The organism is Pseudoxanthomonas sp. GW835-FHT14C01, from assembly GCF_058793715.1.
The window spans coordinates 1,163,711-1,179,347 of sequence record NZ_JBXAGB010000002.1 but is presented as its reverse complement, the minus strand read 5'-3'; the positions used below and the strand labels follow the sequence as shown (position 1 = coordinate 1,179,347).

General features: G+C 66.2%; 11 protein-coding genes. 4 read left to right on the top strand and 7 right to left on the bottom strand.

What is annotated here, in order from left to right; translation table 11 throughout:
* Positions 1-12 precede the first annotated feature (12 nt).
* On the bottom strand, positions 13-414 hold the full coding sequence (locus AC1Q5B_RS12360) for a type II toxin-antitoxin system VapC family toxin (protein WP_492631953.1): 402 nt from the start codon (positions 412-414) through the stop codon (positions 13-15).
* Positions 411-617 (bottom strand): AbrB/MazE/SpoVT family DNA-binding domain-containing protein, encoded by a 207-nt coding sequence (locus AC1Q5B_RS12355; protein WP_492631952.1) that lies wholly within the window; start codon positions 615-617, stop codon positions 411-413. Before AC1Q5B_RS12355 ends, AC1Q5B_RS12360 begins: the two co-directional genes overlap by 4 nt.
* A 223-nt stretch (positions 618-840) precedes the next feature.
* Here AC1Q5B_RS12355 and acnA point away from each other — a divergent pair, with 223 nt between their 5' ends.
* Complete coding sequence (acnA, locus tag AC1Q5B_RS12350; protein WP_492631951.1) at positions 841-3,609, top strand: aconitate hydratase AcnA; 2,769 nt, start codon at positions 841-843, stop codon at positions 3,607-3,609.
* Positions 3,610-3,812: 203 nt separating this feature from the next.
* On the opposite strand, the gene AC1Q5B_RS12345 is transcribed toward acnA, so the two are convergent.
* The gene (locus tag AC1Q5B_RS12345) at positions 3,813-6,269 is read right to left on the bottom strand and encodes a S9 family peptidase (RefSeq protein WP_492631950.1); all 2,457 of its coding nucleotides are present in this window, start codon (positions 6,267-6,269) and stop codon (positions 3,813-3,815) included.
* Positions 6,270-6,406: 137 nt separating this feature from the next.
* Between AC1Q5B_RS12345 and AC1Q5B_RS12340 the strand changes: the two genes are divergently transcribed.
* Positions 6,407-6,868 carry a hypothetical protein gene (locus AC1Q5B_RS12340; protein ID WP_492631949.1) on the top strand — a complete coding sequence of 154 codons (462 nt, stop codon included), beginning with the start codon at positions 6,407-6,409 and terminating at the stop codon, positions 6,866-6,868.
* Here AC1Q5B_RS12340 and AC1Q5B_RS12335 read toward each other — a convergent pair whose 3' ends face one another.
* The gene (locus AC1Q5B_RS12335; RefSeq protein WP_492631948.1) at positions 6,869-7,330 is read right to left on the bottom strand and encodes a nuclear transport factor 2 family protein; all 462 of its coding nucleotides are present in this window, start codon (positions 7,328-7,330) and stop codon (positions 6,869-6,871) included. It abuts the gene before it with no gap.
* A gap of 93 nt (positions 7,331-7,423) precedes the next feature.
* Here AC1Q5B_RS12335 and AC1Q5B_RS12330 point away from each other — a divergent pair, with 93 nt between their 5' ends.
* Together AC1Q5B_RS12330 and AC1Q5B_RS12325 are read left to right on the top strand one after the other, a co-directional pair.
* Entirely contained in the window at positions 7,424-9,103 is a 1,680-nt protein-coding gene (locus AC1Q5B_RS12330) for a long-chain fatty acid--CoA ligase (protein ID WP_492631947.1), read from the top strand.
* Between the two features lie 266 nt (positions 9,104-9,369).
* Positions 9,370-10,236, top strand: a complete 867-nt coding sequence (locus AC1Q5B_RS12325; protein ID WP_492631946.1) for a crotonase/enoyl-CoA hydratase family protein — start codon at positions 9,370-9,372, stop codon at positions 10,234-10,236.
* Between the two features lie 181 nt (positions 10,237-10,417).
* Here the strand turns inward: AC1Q5B_RS12325 and AC1Q5B_RS12320 are convergent, their stop codons facing one another.
* The 3 genes from AC1Q5B_RS12320 to lysS all read right to left on the bottom strand — a co-directional run bounded on the left by AC1Q5B_RS12320 (position 10,418) and on the right by lysS (position 15,626).
* On the bottom strand, positions 10,418-12,610 hold the full coding sequence (locus AC1Q5B_RS12320; protein WP_492631945.1) for an ATP-binding protein: 2,193 nt from the start codon (positions 12,608-12,610) through the stop codon (positions 10,418-10,420).
* Positions 12,611-12,613: 3 nt separating this feature from the next.
* The gene (gene rpfG / locus AC1Q5B_RS12315) at positions 12,614-13,747 is read right to left on the bottom strand and encodes a cyclic di-GMP phosphodiesterase response regulator RpfG (protein WP_492631944.1); all 1,134 of its coding nucleotides are present in this window, start codon (positions 13,745-13,747) and stop codon (positions 12,614-12,616) included.
* 358 nt (positions 13,748-14,105) lie between these two features.
* A complete protein-coding gene (lysS, locus tag AC1Q5B_RS12310; RefSeq protein WP_492631943.1) occupies positions 14,106-15,626 on the bottom strand; it encodes a lysine--tRNA ligase in 1,521 nt (506 codons plus the stop codon).
* Positions 15,627-15,637: the final 11 nt, after the last annotated feature.

Below are 15,637 nucleotides of genomic sequence, written 5' to 3'. Positions count from 1 at the left end.
ACGGGGTGATGCTTATTCGTTCGCGGGCACGATCAGTTTCAGGCCCTTGAAGTAATCGCGGTGGAAGGCGGTGTCGAACGTGATCAGGCCATCGCACTGCAGGAGCGCGTGCGCGCCGACCAGGAAATCGACGATCGGCCTGGCGTCGCCCTCGCGCTGGCGGTGCCGGCGCTGCATCTCGCCCGCACGCAGCGCGGACTTGGCTTCGACGGGACTGAAGTGGACGCCCATCTCTTCCAGCGCGGCCAGCGCGTCGGCGCCGTTGCGCAGCGAGGCACAGAGTTGGGCCAGGGCGGCATCGCAGACCACCACGCGGCCGCTGCCCAGGCTCTGGCGCAGGCCGGCCTCGACGGCGTCCGCGCGCGGTCCGTCGGTCAACAGCTCGATCAGGACGGGAGCGTCGACGGCGATCATTCGCCGGCGGCACCCGGAGCGTTGTCGGCATCGAGGGCGAACTTGCCGCGCACGCGGGAAATCGCGTCATCGACGCTCTTCCGCAACACGATGCGGCTACCTTCCAGTTCGACCTTCAGCACGCTGCCCTTGGTCAGGCCCAAGGCATCGCGGACGGCCTTCGGCAGTGTGATCTGGCCGCGTTCTGCAACGGTGGCTTCCATGGCAGGCCCTCTTGAGTATGGAAGAATTATACATACTTTCTATGACATACCCCAGCCCGGAACCGCGTCATCCTCCCCTTCCCCTTGCTGCCAGATTCACCCTTGGTCGGGTCTCCGCCGTCTCAGTCTTGGCGGATAATCCGGGCAAGCATCGACAAGACGCCCGGGATCCGCGGCTTAAGCTGCTCCCGTCCCCCTTCCCCCAGCTACAGGAGCCTCCGCGATGAGTGATTCCTTCGCCACCCGCCGTTCCCTGGACGTCAACGGCACGTCTTACGCCTACTACAGCCTGCCGGCCCTGGCCGAACGACTGGATCCGAAGGGCGGTTTCGCCCGCCTGCCCTACTCCATGAAGATCCTGCTGGAGAACCTGCTGCGCTGCGAGGACGGCGTGACGGTGCTGCCGGAGCACATCCAGGCCGTCGCCGGCTGGGAGGCCGCGAAGGAACCGGACACCGAGATCGCCTTCATGCCGGCGCGCGTGGTGTTGCAGGACTTCACCGGCGTGCCCTGCGTGGTGGACCTGGCCGCGATGCGCGACGCCGTGGTCAAGCTCGGCGGCAGCCCGGACCAGATCAACCCGCTGATCCCGTCCGAGCTGGTGATCGACCACTCGGTGCAGGTGGACGTGTTCGGCAGCCCCGATGCGCTGGACCTCAACGGCAAGATCGAATTCGACCGCAACAGGGAGCGCTACGGCTTCCTGCGCTGGGGCCAGAAAGCGTTCGACAACTTCAAGGTCGTACCGCCGAACACCGGCATCGTCCACCAGGTGAACCTGGAGAACCTCGCCCGCGTGGTGATGACGGGCGAGAAGGATGGCCAGGCCATCGCTTATCCCGACACGGTGTTCGGCACCGACAGCCACACCACGATGATCAACGGCATCGGCGTGCTGGGCTGGGGCGTCGGCGGTATCGAAGCCGAGGCGGCGATGCTCGGCCAGCCCTCGTCGATGCTGATCCCGCAGGTGGTCGGCTTCAAGCTGACCGGCAAGCTGCCGGAAGGCGCCACCGCCACCGACCTGGTGCTGACCGTCACCCAGATGCTGCGCAAGCTGGGCGTGGTGGGCAAGTTCGTCGAGTTCTACGGCGACGGCCTGCAGCACCTGCCGCTGGCCGACCGCGCCACCATCGGCAACATGGCGCCGGAGTACGGCGCCACCTGCGGCATCTTCCCGGTCGACCACGAATCGCTGAACTACCTGCGGCTGTCCGGCCGCAGCAAAGCACAGATCGCCCTGGTCGAGGCCTACGCGAAGGCGCAGGGTCTGTGGCACACGCCCGACAGTCCGCACGCCGAGTACAGCGCCACGCTGCATCTGGACATGGGCGACGTGAAGCCGTCGCTGGCCGGCCCGAAGCGTCCGCAGGACCGCGTGCTGCTGCAGGACGTCAAGCAGAACTACCGCGACAACCTGGTGCCGTTCGTGGACGCGCGCCGCAAGCGCATCGACCTGGTGCAGGAAGACCGCCTGAAGAACGAAGGCGGTGGCGGCACCGCGGTCGGCGCGCACGCCGCGGCCCATGAATCCGCGCCCGACAGCGGCGTGGGCCCGACGCTCAAGGATGGTGCCGTGGTGATCGCCGCGATCACCTCCTGCACCAATACCTCCAACCCGGCGGTGATGCTCGGCGCCGGCCTGCTCGCCCGCAATGCCGCCGCCAAGGGGCTGAAGGCGCAACCGTGGGTGAAGACCTCGCTGGGCCCGGGTTCGCGCGTGGTCACCGACTATCTCGAGAAAGCCGGCGTGCTCGACGATCTGGAGAAGCTCGGCTTCTACGTGGTCGGCTACGGCTGCACCACCTGCATCGGCAACTCCGGCCCGCTGCCGGACGATGTCTCCGCAGCGATCGCCGCCGATGACCTGGTCGTCGCCTCGGTGCTGTCGGGCAACCGCAACTTCGAAGGCCGCGTGCATCCCGAAGTGAAGATGAACTACCTGGCCAGCCCGCCGCTGGTGGTCGCGTACGCCATCGCCGGCACCACCGACATCGACCTGACCACCGAGCCGCTGGGCACGGGCAGCGATGGCCAGCCGGTCTACCTGAAGGACATCTGGCCCAGCAACAAGGAAATCGGCGACTTCATCGCCAGGACCATCGGACCGGAGATGTTCGCCAAGAACTACGCCGACGTGTTCAAGGGCGATACGCGCTGGAACAAGATCGCCTCGCCCGACGGCGACCTGTATGCCTGGGACGGCGACTCGACCTACATCAAGAACCCGCCCTACTTCGACGGCATGTCGATGGACGTGGGCAGCATCGACGACGTGCACGGTGCGCGCGTGCTCGGCCTGTTCGGCGATTCCATCACCACCGACCACATCTCGCCGGCCGGCAACATCAAGATGGACTCGCCGACGGGCCGTTTCCTGATGTCGCGCGGCGTGCAGCCGGTGGACTTCAACAGCTACGGCAGCCGCCGCGGCAACGACGACGTCATGGTCCGCGGCACCTTCGCCAACATCCGCATCAAGAACCTGATGTTCGGCGGCGAGGAAGGCGGCAACACCCTGTACTTCGGCAGTACCCCGCCGGAGAAGATGTCCATCTACGATGCATCGATGAAGTACCAGGCCGACGGCGTGCCGCTGGTGGTGATCGCCGGCAAGGAGTACGGCACGGGCTCGTCGCGCGACTGGGCGGCCAAGGGCACCAATCTGCTCGGCGTGAAGGCCGTGATCGCCGAGAGCTTCGAGCGCATCCACCGCTCCAACCTGGTCGGCATGGGCGTGCTGCCGCTGCAGTTCAACGAGGGCGAGAACGCGCAGTCGCTGGGCCTGGACGGTTCGGAGACGCTCGATGTCACCGGCCTGCGGGATGGCGCCGCGAAGACCGCGACGGTCACCGCGCGCAGGACCGATGGAAAGACGATCGAGTTCCAGGCAAAAGTGCTGCTGCTCACCCCGAAGGAAGTCGAATACTTCAGGCACGGCGGCCTGCTGCACTACGTGCTCCGTCAGTTGGCGGCGCGTAAGGCGGCGTAGGGCGCGGCGCCCGCCCACCGGAGACAGTGGGCGGGCGCTCTCCTGTAGGAGCGACGTAAGGCGCGACCGGAAACTGGGCGCAAGCCGAACAGGAACAGCCAAGCGCTTTGCTGGTCTGATCCACTGTCCGCCAATCGTTTGAACCGGTTGGTCCTGCCTTGCGGTCGCGACTGACGTCGCTCCTACAAGGTGAAGGCTTGGTGCTATTGCGGCGAGTCGTTAGAGGTCACGCCCGCCGGCTTGCGTTGCTTCACATGGCGCTCCAGCCACTGGTCCTGCTCCCAGAGCAGATGAAGGATCGACTCCTTCGCCGCGTAGCCGTGGCTTTCCTTCGGCAGCAGCACCAGCCGCGCCGGTGCGCCGAAGCCCTTCAATGCATTCAAGTAGCGCTCGCTCTGCATCGTGAACGTACCGGAGTTGTTGTCCGCCTCGCCGTGCACCAGCAGCAGGGGCGTCTTCATCTTGTCCACGTGCATGAAGGGCGACATGCCGTTGTAGACCTCCGGCGCCTCCCAGTAATTGCGCTCTTCCTGCTGGAAGCCGAACGGCGTCAGCGTGCGGTTGTAGGCGCCGCTGCGCGCGATGCCGGCGGCGAACAGATCCGAGTGCGTCAGCAGGTTCGCCGTCATGAAGGCGCCATAGGAATGCCCGCCGACAGCGACGCGCGTGCGGTCGATGTAGCCCAGCGCATCGACGGCGTCGATCGCCGCCTTCGCATTCGCCACCAGTTGGGGGACGAAGGAGTCGTTCGGCTCCTCCTTGCCCTCGCCGACGATCGGGAAGGCGGCATCGTCGAGCACCGCGTAACCCCGGGTCACCCAATACACCGGCGAACCGTAGCTCGGGAAGATGAACTCGTTGGGGTTGGTGGTGTTCTGGCCCGCGCTGTCGCGGTCCTTGTACTCGGCCGGATAGGCCCACATCACCAGCGGCAGCTTCTGCGACTTCGCGGCACGGTCGTAGCCCGCCGGCAGGTAGAGCGTGCCGGTCAACGGCAGGCCGTCGGCACGCGCATAGGTCAGGACTTCCTTGTGAACGCCTTGCAGGCCCTTGAACGGGTTCTCGAAGCGCGTCACCGGTACCGGCGCGATGCGCTGCCTGAGATGGCGGATGTAGTAGTTCGGGAATTCGGTCGGCGATTCCAGCCGCACCAGCACGGTGCCCGCCGCAGGATCCAGCAGCGCCTGGATCGTTTCCTTCTGCCCGGTCAGCCGCGAGGTGTACACGCGCTCCTTCCTGCCGGTCGCCAGGTCCATGCGATCGATGAAGGGAAACTGGCCTTCCGGCGTGAAGCCCTCGCCGATCAGGTGCGCATGGCCTTCATCCAGCGCCAGCACCCGCTGGCCGGCGTCGTTGCGGCGGGTCTCGAACTCGCCCGGATCGCTGTACTGGTCCTGGTAGTTGCGGCTGGCCAGTTCGCGCAGCGGCGCACCGGCCTGCGAGGGATCGAACAGGTAGGTGCGCGTGTTGCGCGTGTTCCACCAGGCGTCGGTGACGATCGCATGGCGATCATCGCCCCACAGCACGCCCTGCACCCGATCGATGGTCTTGAACATCGACCGCGGCGGCGCCGTGAACGGTGCGTCCCAAGCGAAGGCTTCGTCGCGGAACGGTACCTCCACCGCCGGATCGCCCTTGTCCAGTGCCTCCGTCCACACCAGCGTCGCCGGCGTGTCCGCGCGCCACTCGATGTCGCGACGGCCCGCGCGTACCGCCATGAAGCCTTTCGGCAGGTTCTCGGCGAGCGGCGCGTCGACGACGGTCACCACCGGCTTGCCCGTGGCTTCCACGACCTCGGCGCTGAACGGGAAGCGGCCGTACGGCACGAGATACGAGAACGGTTTGCGCAGTGTGCGCAGCAGCACGTAGCGGCCATCCGGCGAAAACGATTCACCGATATACATACCGGCGCCGCGCCACAGCGTCGCGCGGCCGTTCAGCGGCACGCGATGGAGTTCGGACGTCGCCAGGACGCTGAAGTTCGCTTCGTCCTGCGGATTCTTCAGCAGGTCCTGGTAAGTGCGGTTCTGGGCCTTGCTGCCATCGCTGACGGACACGGTGGGCCCGGTGGGCACCTGGCGCGACGTGTCGATCAGCGCCGGGCGCAGCACCGGCAGCATGCGGACCAGCAACGCCTGGTTGTCGCGGAACCAAGTCAGCGGATTGCCCACATTGCCGTTCGCGCGCGCCTCGGTCAGGCGCGTGGCGCGCGCGGAGGCCAGATCCAGCACCCAGACTTCCACGCCGGTGCGCGCGGTATGGGTGAATGCGATCCGGCTTTCGTCCGGCGACCAGGTGAAGTTGGCCAACCGCGGCGATGCCGGCAGGCCGGTCACCTGACGTGCCGCGCCTCCAGCGAGCTCCTGGATCTGCAGGTTGTTGAAATAGGTGGCCGTGCTGGCGATGTTGGTGCGCGGATTGACCCGCAGGCCGCCCAGCCGCAGTTCCTCGTCGGATAGCTCCGCCAACGACTTGAACGCATCCCGATAGAACAGCACCAGTCGCGTCTTGCGGCTGTCGGCCACCACGCTGGGCGGTCGCTGCACATCCGCCAGTTGCAGGATGTCTGCGGGCGGCGTCTGGTAGGGCAGCGCGTCCTGCGCAACGACATTGCCGGCGGCCAGCCACAGGCACGCCAGGATCTTCCAGCGAATCGACATGGATGTTTTCCCCTGTTGTAGGGCTCGATGATCCCGTCCCCGTCGCGCCAGGGCAAGTCGATGCATTGCCGGTTGCGCGCCTTCCTTGCGTTGCGGGTATCGAAGGCCTCTTTCCGGAGGCCATGGGGAGACCGGCGTTGAATACACCGCTTCCGCGCGCATCCACGTGGTGCGCCAGCCTCTGCATCGGCCTGCTCACTACCACGAGTGCCGCCGCCGGTGCGGAACCACCGGCCAAGATCGCCGAGCAATTCGTCGCCGGCAAACAAGCCGGCCACATGGAAAGCTACGAAGCCACCGAGGCTGTCGCGGCCGATCTCGACAGCGATGGACAGGACGAAATCGTCGTGCTGTGGACGATGTACGGTCCCACCTACTCGGACCACGGCGTCGCCGTACTGGCCAGGCGAGGAACCCGCTACGCGGCGGCGGGCGAAACGCAGGAGCCGTTGGGCATGGTGGACACCATGACCGTGGCGGACGGCGTCATCCAGCTCACGACGAAATGGCCCGGCCCCAACGACGCCCGCTGCTGTCCCAGCGTGGCGAAGACGTTGCGCTATCGCTGGACGCTGGGAAAGCTCACGCCGGTGAAGTGATCACTGCCCGCGCTCCCATCGCGCGTGATACACACGCCAGTCGCCATCCTCGCGCCGCCATGCGGTCGTCACGCGGTAGGTACCCGCCTGGTCGGGCAAGAGGCGGCCGCTGCCCGATGTGAGCAGCACGTTGAATGCCAGTTCTGCATTCTCGCCATCCACCCTGAGGTCGAGCGGACCCGTGGTGGCGCCGATACGCGCATTCATCAGCGTGTGGGCACGGATCATGTTGTGCAACGCAGCACGATCTATGCCCGCCTCGCCGGTGAAATCCGCGCTGACGCCCGCGATGAAATCCCCTGCCTTGCCGGCTTCCACCGCCGCCTGCATCGCGTCGAACTGCTGCCGCAACTGCGCTTCGGGCGTATCGCCGGCACAGGCCGCCAGCGCCAGCATGCAGGTGATCAGCCATCCGCGTGCAATGAATCCGCTCTTCACCATCGAAACCTTCGCCTTTTCCATCCGGGACGGTATGCTCCCAGCAGGCGCCATGTCCGGCGTTTGCCCATTGAACGCCGCGAGGCGACCCGAAGACCCTGGGGAGGGAATGGAACGATGAGTCAGGAACGTCCGTGGTTCAAGAGCTATCCGCAAGGCGTGCCGCAGCAGGTGGACCTGGAGCAGTACCGCTCCATCGTGTCCGTCTTCGATGAGGCGATCGGCAAGTACCGCGACCGCCCCGCGTTCCGCAACTTCGGCAAGACCCTGACCTACGGCGAGATCGATACGCTCAGCCGGCAGTTCGCGGCATACCTGCTCGGCGAGCTGAAGCTGAAGAAAGGCGACCGCGTCGCCATCATGATGCCGAACTGCCTGCAGTACCCCATCGCGATCTTCGGTGTGCTGCGCGCCGGCCTGACGGTGGTCAACGTCAATCCGATGTATACCCCGCGCGAGTTGAAGCACCAGTTGGCCGACTCCGGCGCCAGCGTGCTGCTGGTGGTCGACAACTTCGGCAAGACCGCGCAGGAGGCGCTGGCCGGCACCCAGGTCAAGCAGGTGATCACCACCGCGCTGGGCGACATGGTCGGTTTTCCCAAGGGCGCCATCGTCAACTTCGTGCTGAAGTACGTGAAGAAGATGGTGCCGGACTACGACATTCCCGGCACCGTGCGCTTCCGGGATACGCTGACGCTGGGCCAGTTGCACACGCTGCCCGACGTCGACATCGATTCCGGCGACATCGCCTTCCTGCAGTACACCGGCGGCACCACCGGCGTGGCCAAGGGCGCGATGCTGACGCACCGCAACCTGGTGGCGAACATGCAGCAGGCCGGCGTGTGGGTCGGTACGGGCCTGGATTACGGCAACGAAGTCATCATCACCGCGCTGCCGCTGTACCACATCTTCGCGCTGACGGCGAACTGCCTGGTCTTCATGAAACTCGGCGGCCTGAACCACCTGATCACCAATCCGCGCGACATGCCGGGCTTCGTGAAGGAGCTGAAGGCCACGCGCTTCACCGCGATCACCGGCGTCAACACGCTGTTCAACGGACTGCTCAATACGCCGGGCTTCGACGAGGTGGATTTCTCCAACCTCAAGATGACGCTGGGCGGCGGCATGGCCGTGCAGCGCGCCGTCGCGGAAAAATGGAAGAAGGTCACCGGCGTGACGCTGGTCGAGGCTTACGGCCTGACCGAAACCTCGCCCGCCGCGTGCATCAATCCGATGGACCTTCACGACTACAACGGCGCCATCGGCCTGCCCGTACCGTCCACCGATGCCTGCCTGAAGGACGACGACGGCAATGTCGTGCCGGTCGGCGATGTCGGCGAGCTGTGCATCAAGGGGCCGCAGGTGATGAAAGGCTACTGGCAGCGTCCCGAGGAAACCGCCAACGTCATGGACGCCGACGGCTGGCTGCACACCGGCGACATGGCGAAGATGGACGAGAACGGCTTCTTCTACATCGTCGATCGCAAGAAGGACATGATCCTGGTGTCCGGCTTCAACGTGTACCCGAATGAAGTCGAGGATGTGATCGCCGGCCTGGACGGCGTGCTGGAAGTCGCCGCGATCGGCGTCCCGGACGACAAGTCGGGCGAAGCGGTGAAGGTCTTCATCGTGAAGAAGGATCCTGCCCTCACGGCCGAGCAGGTCAAAGCGTTCTGCCGCGACAACCTGACCGGTTACAAGCAGCCGCGCCACATCGAGTTCCGCACGGAGCTGCCGAAGACCAATGTCGGCAAGATCCTGCGCAAGGAGCTGCGGGAGCCCGCAAAAACCGCGTGAAGCCCTGTTCAGGGTTCAGGGAAAGGCCGGCCCAGCGCCGGCCTTTTTCTTTTGGTTCAGGACTTTAGGGCTCGATTCTAGACGTCTGTCACAAATATCGAGACTGGCGGCGGCTTGACGGCCGCCTCTTGCGCCAAGCGCGTGCGTGCACTGGATTTTAATTATTCGTTCAGGTGTAGGATCGGCGCGTGATGCCACCTGCGTCACATAAATCCGTCACCCGCTTCCCCTGCCGCGCGGGCAATACCCCTCCAAGGAGCTCTCCCATGAACAACGTCGAAAAACTGCAGCGCACCCGTGCCTTCCCGACCATCCGCGTCGAATCCGAACCCAGCGGCGATGCGCACTGGATGTACATGCATTCGGATGTCGCGCCGGGCGTGCGTCCCTGCTTCCGCAGCCAGATGCTCGACGACGTGCTGAGCTTCATGAATTCGATCACCCTGCGCGAATCCCAGCGCCAGCCGGGCAAGCTGCGCCACCTCGTCGTCGCTTCCGACGCGAACGCCTTCAATCTGGGCGGCGACCTGGAGCTGTTCTCGCAGCTGATCCGCGAGAACAACCGCGACCGCCTGCTGAGCTATGCGCGCCGTTGCATCGATGGCGTCCATCACCTGCACACCGGCCTGGGCGGCGACGTGCGCACCATTGCGCTGATCCAGGGCGATGCGCTGGGCGGCGGCCTCGAGATCGCGCTGTCGTGCCACACCATCGTGGCCGAGGAAGGCGTGGACATGGGCCTGCCGGAAGTGCTGTTCGGCCTGTTCCCGGGCATGGGCGCCTACTCGTTCCTGTGCAAGCGCGTGTCGCCGCAGGTCGCCGAGAAGATCATCCTCGAGGGCAACATCTACACCAGCGACGAACTGTACAAGCTGGGCGTGGTAGACGTGCTGGTACCGAAGGGTCAGGGCGCGGCCGCCGTGCAGACCATCATCGACAAGCAGCGCCGTTCGCCGCACGCGCACCTGGCACTGAATGCCTGCCGCAACCTCGCGCAGCCGGTCGGCTACGACGAACTGATGGGCATCACCGAAGTGTGGGTCGATACCGCCCTGACGCTCGGCGACAAGTCGCTGAAGATGATGGAGCGCATCGTCCGCGCGCAGGAAAAGCGGTCGATCCGCGCAGCCTGAAACACCCGCAAGCCCGCGGCAACGCAGGAACCACAGGGGAAATCAGGGGGTTGAAGCGCGCCAGGCGCCTTCAAGGGCGAGTCCGGATCACCGTACTCGCCTCGGACCCTGCGAAGAGATGGCGCCGCGGCTGCCGCCGCCATCCGCCCTTTTCCGCCGCGTCCGCTCCGAAGGCCGCGCCTCAGGAGGACGAGTTCTCGCTGCCCTTGCCGGCGGCATTGCGTACACGCTGACGCGCGTCCAGCGCGGCACGACCATGACTCAGGTGCGAATTCAGCGCCGCCAGGCGGTGCCGCCATTCGCGCGTGATCTGCCAGTCGGCCAGGCCCATCATCTCGCCCGCTGCCGCCGCCAGCTTCACCAGGCCGAGATTGCTCGCCACGCCTTTCAGCGCATGCGCGTGCTCGCGCAGATGTTCGCCATCGCCGCGCTCCATCGCGTGCGCCATGGCGCCGATGCATCCGTCCGCGTCGTTGAGGCACTGCTCGATGAACTCGCGCTCGAAGGCTTCACCCATGCCGAGCGCGGTCAGTTCGTCCAGCACGCTGACATCGAGCACGCCGTCGGACACATCCGCACGCGGCGGCGCCAGCGACGCCGCCGTGGCGGTGACACGGCCCGACGTCGCGATGTCGGCCAGCGCATCCAGCAGGCGGGTCGCGACGACCGGCTTGGCCAGGAAGGCGCGCGCGCCGGCCTGTTCGCAGCGCTGGATGGACTCGGGAGTGACGTCGGCGCTGAGGATCAGCACCGGTGTACGACTGCCGCTGCCCGCTTCCATCACGCGCAACTGCTTCAGCAGATCGAGGCCGCTCAGGCCGGGCATGTGCAAGTCGCAGATGACCGCGTCGTAGGAGGCCGACTCCAGCGCATCGAGGACTTCCTCGCCGCCGTTGACACAGGTGATGCGATGGCCCGCCTTCTGCAGCAGACGCTGCACGACCATGCGGTTCGCCTCGTGGTCGTCCGCCACCAGGATCTGCATGCTGCGCACGCGCGCGCGGTGGCGCAGGAACGGATCGGAGAACGCGATGATGTTCTCGGCGCTCGAGGTGTCGGGTTCTTCCTGCAGCCATTCGGCGTGGCCGTGCACCGCCGGCACCATGACGCGCTCGGGCACCACCTCGAAAGGCAGTTCCACCCAGAAGCAGCTGCCGCGCTGCTCGTGGCTTTCGAAGCCGATGGTGCCGCCCATCGCTTCGGTCAGGCCTTTGGCGATCGTCGTGCCCAAGCCGGTGCCGCCGTAGCGGCGCGACAGGCTGACGTCGGCCTGCTCGAAGGCCTCGAACAGGCGCTCGCGCAGCGCGACCGGAACGCCGATGCCGGTGTCGGTCACCGTGAAGCGCAGGCGCACGCGTCCTTCGTCGACCTGCGTGGGCGCGACCACCATGCGCACTTCGCCTTCGTTGGTGAACTTCACCGCGTTGCCGGCGAGGTTCAGCAGTACCTGGCGCAGGTGGCCGGCATCGCCGCGCAGCTTGAGCGGAATGGCGTCGTCGACCACGCCTTCGTAGCGGACCTGCTTGCCGCGTGCCTGCGGCATCAGGATCAGGCCGATGCTGTCGACCAGTTCGCGCGGCGAGAACTCCACCACGTTGAGCTTGACCTTGCCCGCCTCGATCGCGGAGATGTCCAGCACGTCCTCGACCAGGCCCAGCAATGTGCGGGTGGACGCCTGGATGGTGGACAGGCATTCGCGCTGTTCGGCATCCAGCCGCGTGGTCGCGAGCAGTTCGGACATGCCGGCCAGCCCGTTCAGCGGCGTGCGGAACTCGTGGCTCATGTTGGCCAGGAAGCGGCTCTTGGCCTCGTTCGCGCGGCGTGCCTCGTCGGTCGCGCGGGTGAGGTCGCGCAACAGGCCTGACAAGTACATCGGCACGGCGATCAGGCCGAGCACCAGGCCCACGCCCAGGGTCAGGTTGGCGCGCCAGTAGTCGTTCATCGCGACGACGGTCGCGAACGCCGTGCTCGCCATCGCCACCGCCACCACCAGGTAACGGTTGCCATAGCGCAGGCCGTTGCCGACGGTGATCCACATCAGCACGACGTAGGCCCACGACAGTGGTTCGCCCATACCGTTCATCGCCGCTGCGAGCAGGCCGTAATCCGCGATCATGCCCAGCGCGCGACGCGCATGCGACTTGCCCGGCTGCACCAGCAGCCACGCGAAGATGCCCAGGCTGTTGACCAGGCCCGAGGTGATGATCGTGAGCACGATGGCGTATTCGCCGGACGGCAGCGCCGCGCGCGAGGACGGCAGCAGTGCGTAGGCGAGGATGATCGAGATCAGCGCGACGCGGATCAGCGCCTGGCCGTGTTCACTGTCGCCGCGATGCGCCAGGCGGGCCTTCATCCAGCCGATGGGATTGGTCATGGCTCACTCCATCCCTGGACGGCTCTGCACCGTCGAGTAGCGTTGGCAGATGTCGTCAAGCCGCGCCCGCCCACGGATCAGCGCGTCGACACATGCGGGATCGAACAGGCGACCGCGCTGCGCGTACAGATAGGCCAGTGCCGCGTCCTTGTCCCAGGCCTTCTTGTACGGCCGCGGCGAGATCAAGGCATCGAACACGTCCGCAACCGCCACTATCCTCGCTTCCAACGGGATCTGCTCGCCGACGAGGCCATCGGGGTAGCCACTGCCGTCGTAGCGCTCGTGGTGGCGCAGCGCGATCAGTGCGCCGGTCTGGATGAAGCGGTTCTGGCTGCCGGACAGCAACTGGTGGCCGATCTTCGGGTGGCGGCGCATGACCTCGGTTTCGTCGGCGGTCAGCGGGCCGGCCTTCATCAGCACCGAATCGGGGATCGCGATCTTGCCCATGTCGTGCAGCGGCGCGGCCATCTCGATGGTGCGCACCTCGTCTTCGGGCAATCCCAGCTGTTCGGCGATCAGGCCGGCGACATGGGCCATGCGTTCCAGATAGGCACTGGTGCCGCTGTCGCGGTACTCGATGGCGCGCGCCAGGCGCGACAGTGTCTCGCGCTCGCGCTCCTCGACCTCGTGCATGCTCGACAGCAGCCGCTGCTCCAGCGACAGGGCGCGCTGCTTGACGTTCTCGGACTGCTGGCGCAATTGCAGCAGGTTGCGGCAGCGGGCGCGCAGTTCGCGCGGGCGCACCGGCTTGACCAGGAAATCGATGACGCCGGCTTCAAGCGCCGCTTGGCGGATGGGCTCGTCGCCGACCACGGTGATCAGGATGATGGCGATGTCGCGATGCATCGGCAGCCGGCGGAAGCGGCGGGCGAACTCCAGTCCATCCATGCCCGGCATGCGGTAGTCCAGCAGCAGCAGGTCGGTGCGGTTCTTCTCGCACCATTCCAGGGCTGCCTGCGGATCGCCGAAATCGTGGACGGCCAGCTCGGACGCGATGTCCTCGATGACATGGCGCAGCATCGTGCGCGCGGACGTCTGATCGTCGACGATGACGATGTTCAAAGCGTTGCCCACCCCTTGTGGCCACGTGATGTGGCTATCGGGCAAGGATACTCCGGCAGCGCTCGCATCCAACATGTCGTCAGTCCTGTTCGGCGGCACGGTCCCGGGCGGGGTCCGCGATCCACGAAGGGAACCGATGCGAATCCCGGGGCCCCCTCCCCTGATCTCTATCGGCGCGGACGGCGGAAAATTGACCGTCCTGCGCGTGAAACCACGCAGGAAGCGTGCCAGCCGCCTCAAGGGCCTGTCGGGACTCAGCAAATTGACCTCCTTCACGGGTTTACGGCCGTACCGCGCTGTCCGTGGCGCGCCGTTCGCCGGAAAAAGGCCGCCGGACGGCTACCTTTCCTACAGCATTGGACCCGTCGCGTCATCCAGACGGGTGCGTATTCTGCCCCTGCGCGTCACTTCATTGACGCGCATCACGCGGCGCTCAGGCCTGACTTTCAGGGCGCATGTAAGGGAACAGCAGCACGTCGCGGATCGAATCGGAGCCGGTCAGCAACATGACCAGGCGGTCGATGCCGATGCCCAGACCGCCGGTCGGCGGCAGTCCCACCTCGAGGGCCCGGATGTAGTCGGCATCGAAATGCATGGCTTCGTCGTCGCCCCCCTCCTTGGCCTGCACCTGGGCCATGAAGCGCGCCGCCTGGTCCTCCGGATCGTTCAGCTCGGAGAAGCCGTTGGCGATCTCCTTTCCGTTGATGAACAGCTCGAAACGGTCCGTGTAACCGGGCTGCTCGTCGTTGGCCCGGGCCAGCGGCGAGACCTCGACCGGATGGTCGGTGATGAAGGTCGGCTGCACCAGGGTGTGCTCGACCGTCTTCTCGAAGATCTCCAGCAGCAGCCTGCCCCACCCGTACGAGGGCTTCACATGGATCTTCAGGCGCTCGCAGTGGCGTACCAGCGCGTCGCGGTCGGTGCAGTCGGCGGCGCTGATCTCGGGGTTGTGATGGCGGACCGCCTCGTCCATGCGCCAGCGGCGGAAGGCCGGCTCCAGGTCGATGTCCTGACCGTCCCAGGCTACCTGCCCGGTGCCCAGGACCTCGTGTGCAACGTCGCGGATGACGCCTTCGGTCAGGTCCATGATCTCGGTATACGTGGCATAGGCCTCGTACAGTTCGAGCATGGTGAATTCGGGGTTGTGGCGGGTGCTGACGCCTTCGTTGCGGAAGTTGCGGTTGATCTCGTACACCCGCTCCAGCCCGCCGACCACCAGGCGCTTCAGGTACAGCTCCGGCGCCACGCGCAGGTACAGGTCCAGGTCCAGCGCGTTGTGATGGGTGGTGAACGGCTTGGCCGCCGCGCCACCGGGGATGTAATGCATCATCGGCGTCTCGACCTCCAGGAAGCGCCGGCTGTCCAGCCATTCGCGGATCGCACGGATGATGCGCGAGCGCTTGATGAAGACAGCCCGGGCCTCCGGCGAGACGATCAGGTCGACGTATCGCTGGCGGTACCGCTGCTCCACGTCCGACAGGCCGTGCCACTTGTCCGGCAGCGGGCGCAGCGACTTGGTCAGCAGGCGCAGCGCGTCCGCCTTCACCGACAGCTCGCCGGTGCGGGTGCGGGTCAAGGCGCCTTCGACGCCGACGATGTCGCCGATATCCCAGCCCTTGAAGGCGTCATAGGTCTCGCCCAGGGTATTGGACTGCAGGAACAGCTGGATGCGGCCGGACTCGTCCTGGATCTGCACGAAGCTGGCCTTGCCCATCACGCGCTTGGCCATCAGGCGTCCGGCCAGCTTCACCTGCCGGCCACTGCCTTCCAGTGCTTCCGCGGACCACAGCTCGGCGTCCTCGTACTGCGTCTGCAGGTCGCCCGCGTAGTCGGTACGGCGGAAATCGTTGGGAAACGCGATGCCGTGGCCGCGCAGCGCGGTCAGTTTGGCGCGACGCTCGGCGATGAGGCTGTTCTCGTCGGCGGGAGGCGTGGCGCTGGTCTGGTCGGTCATGGCGTCGGGGG

Excerpts from the sequence above, each read along its gene's own strand:
- rpfG (WP_492631944.1), bottom strand. The coding sequence starts at position 13,747 with ATGTTGGATGCGAGCGCTGCCGGAGTATCCTTGCCCGATAGCCACATC.
- AC1Q5B_RS12360 (WP_492631953.1), bottom strand. The coding sequence starts at position 414 with ATGATCGCCGTCGACGCTCCCGTCCTGATCGAGCTGTTGACCGACGGA.
- AC1Q5B_RS12355 (WP_492631952.1), bottom strand. The coding sequence starts at position 617 with ATGGAAGCCACCGTTGCAGAACGCGGCCAGATCACACTGCCGAAGGCC.
- lysS (WP_492631943.1), bottom strand. The coding sequence starts at position 15,626 with ATGACCGACCAGACCAGCGCCACGCCTCCCGCCGACGAGAACAGCCTC.
- AC1Q5B_RS12320 (WP_492631945.1), bottom strand. The coding sequence starts at position 12,610 with ATGACCAATCCCATCGGCTGGATGAAGGCCCGCCTGGCGCATCGCGGC.
- AC1Q5B_RS12335 (WP_492631948.1), bottom strand. The coding sequence starts at position 7,330 with ATGGAAAAGGCGAAGGTTTCGATGGTGAAGAGCGGATTCATTGCACGC.
- AC1Q5B_RS12345 (WP_492631950.1), bottom strand. The coding sequence starts at position 6,269 with ATGTCGATTCGCTGGAAGATCCTGGCGTGCCTGTGGCTGGCCGCCGGC.
- AC1Q5B_RS12330 (WP_492631947.1), top strand. The coding sequence starts at position 7,424 with ATGAGTCAGGAACGTCCGTGGTTCAAGAGCTATCCGCAAGGCGTGCCG.
- acnA (WP_492631951.1), top strand. The coding sequence starts at position 841 with ATGAGTGATTCCTTCGCCACCCGCCGTTCCCTGGACGTCAACGGCACG.
- AC1Q5B_RS12325 (WP_492631946.1), top strand. The coding sequence starts at position 9,370 with ATGAACAACGTCGAAAAACTGCAGCGCACCCGTGCCTTCCCGACCATC.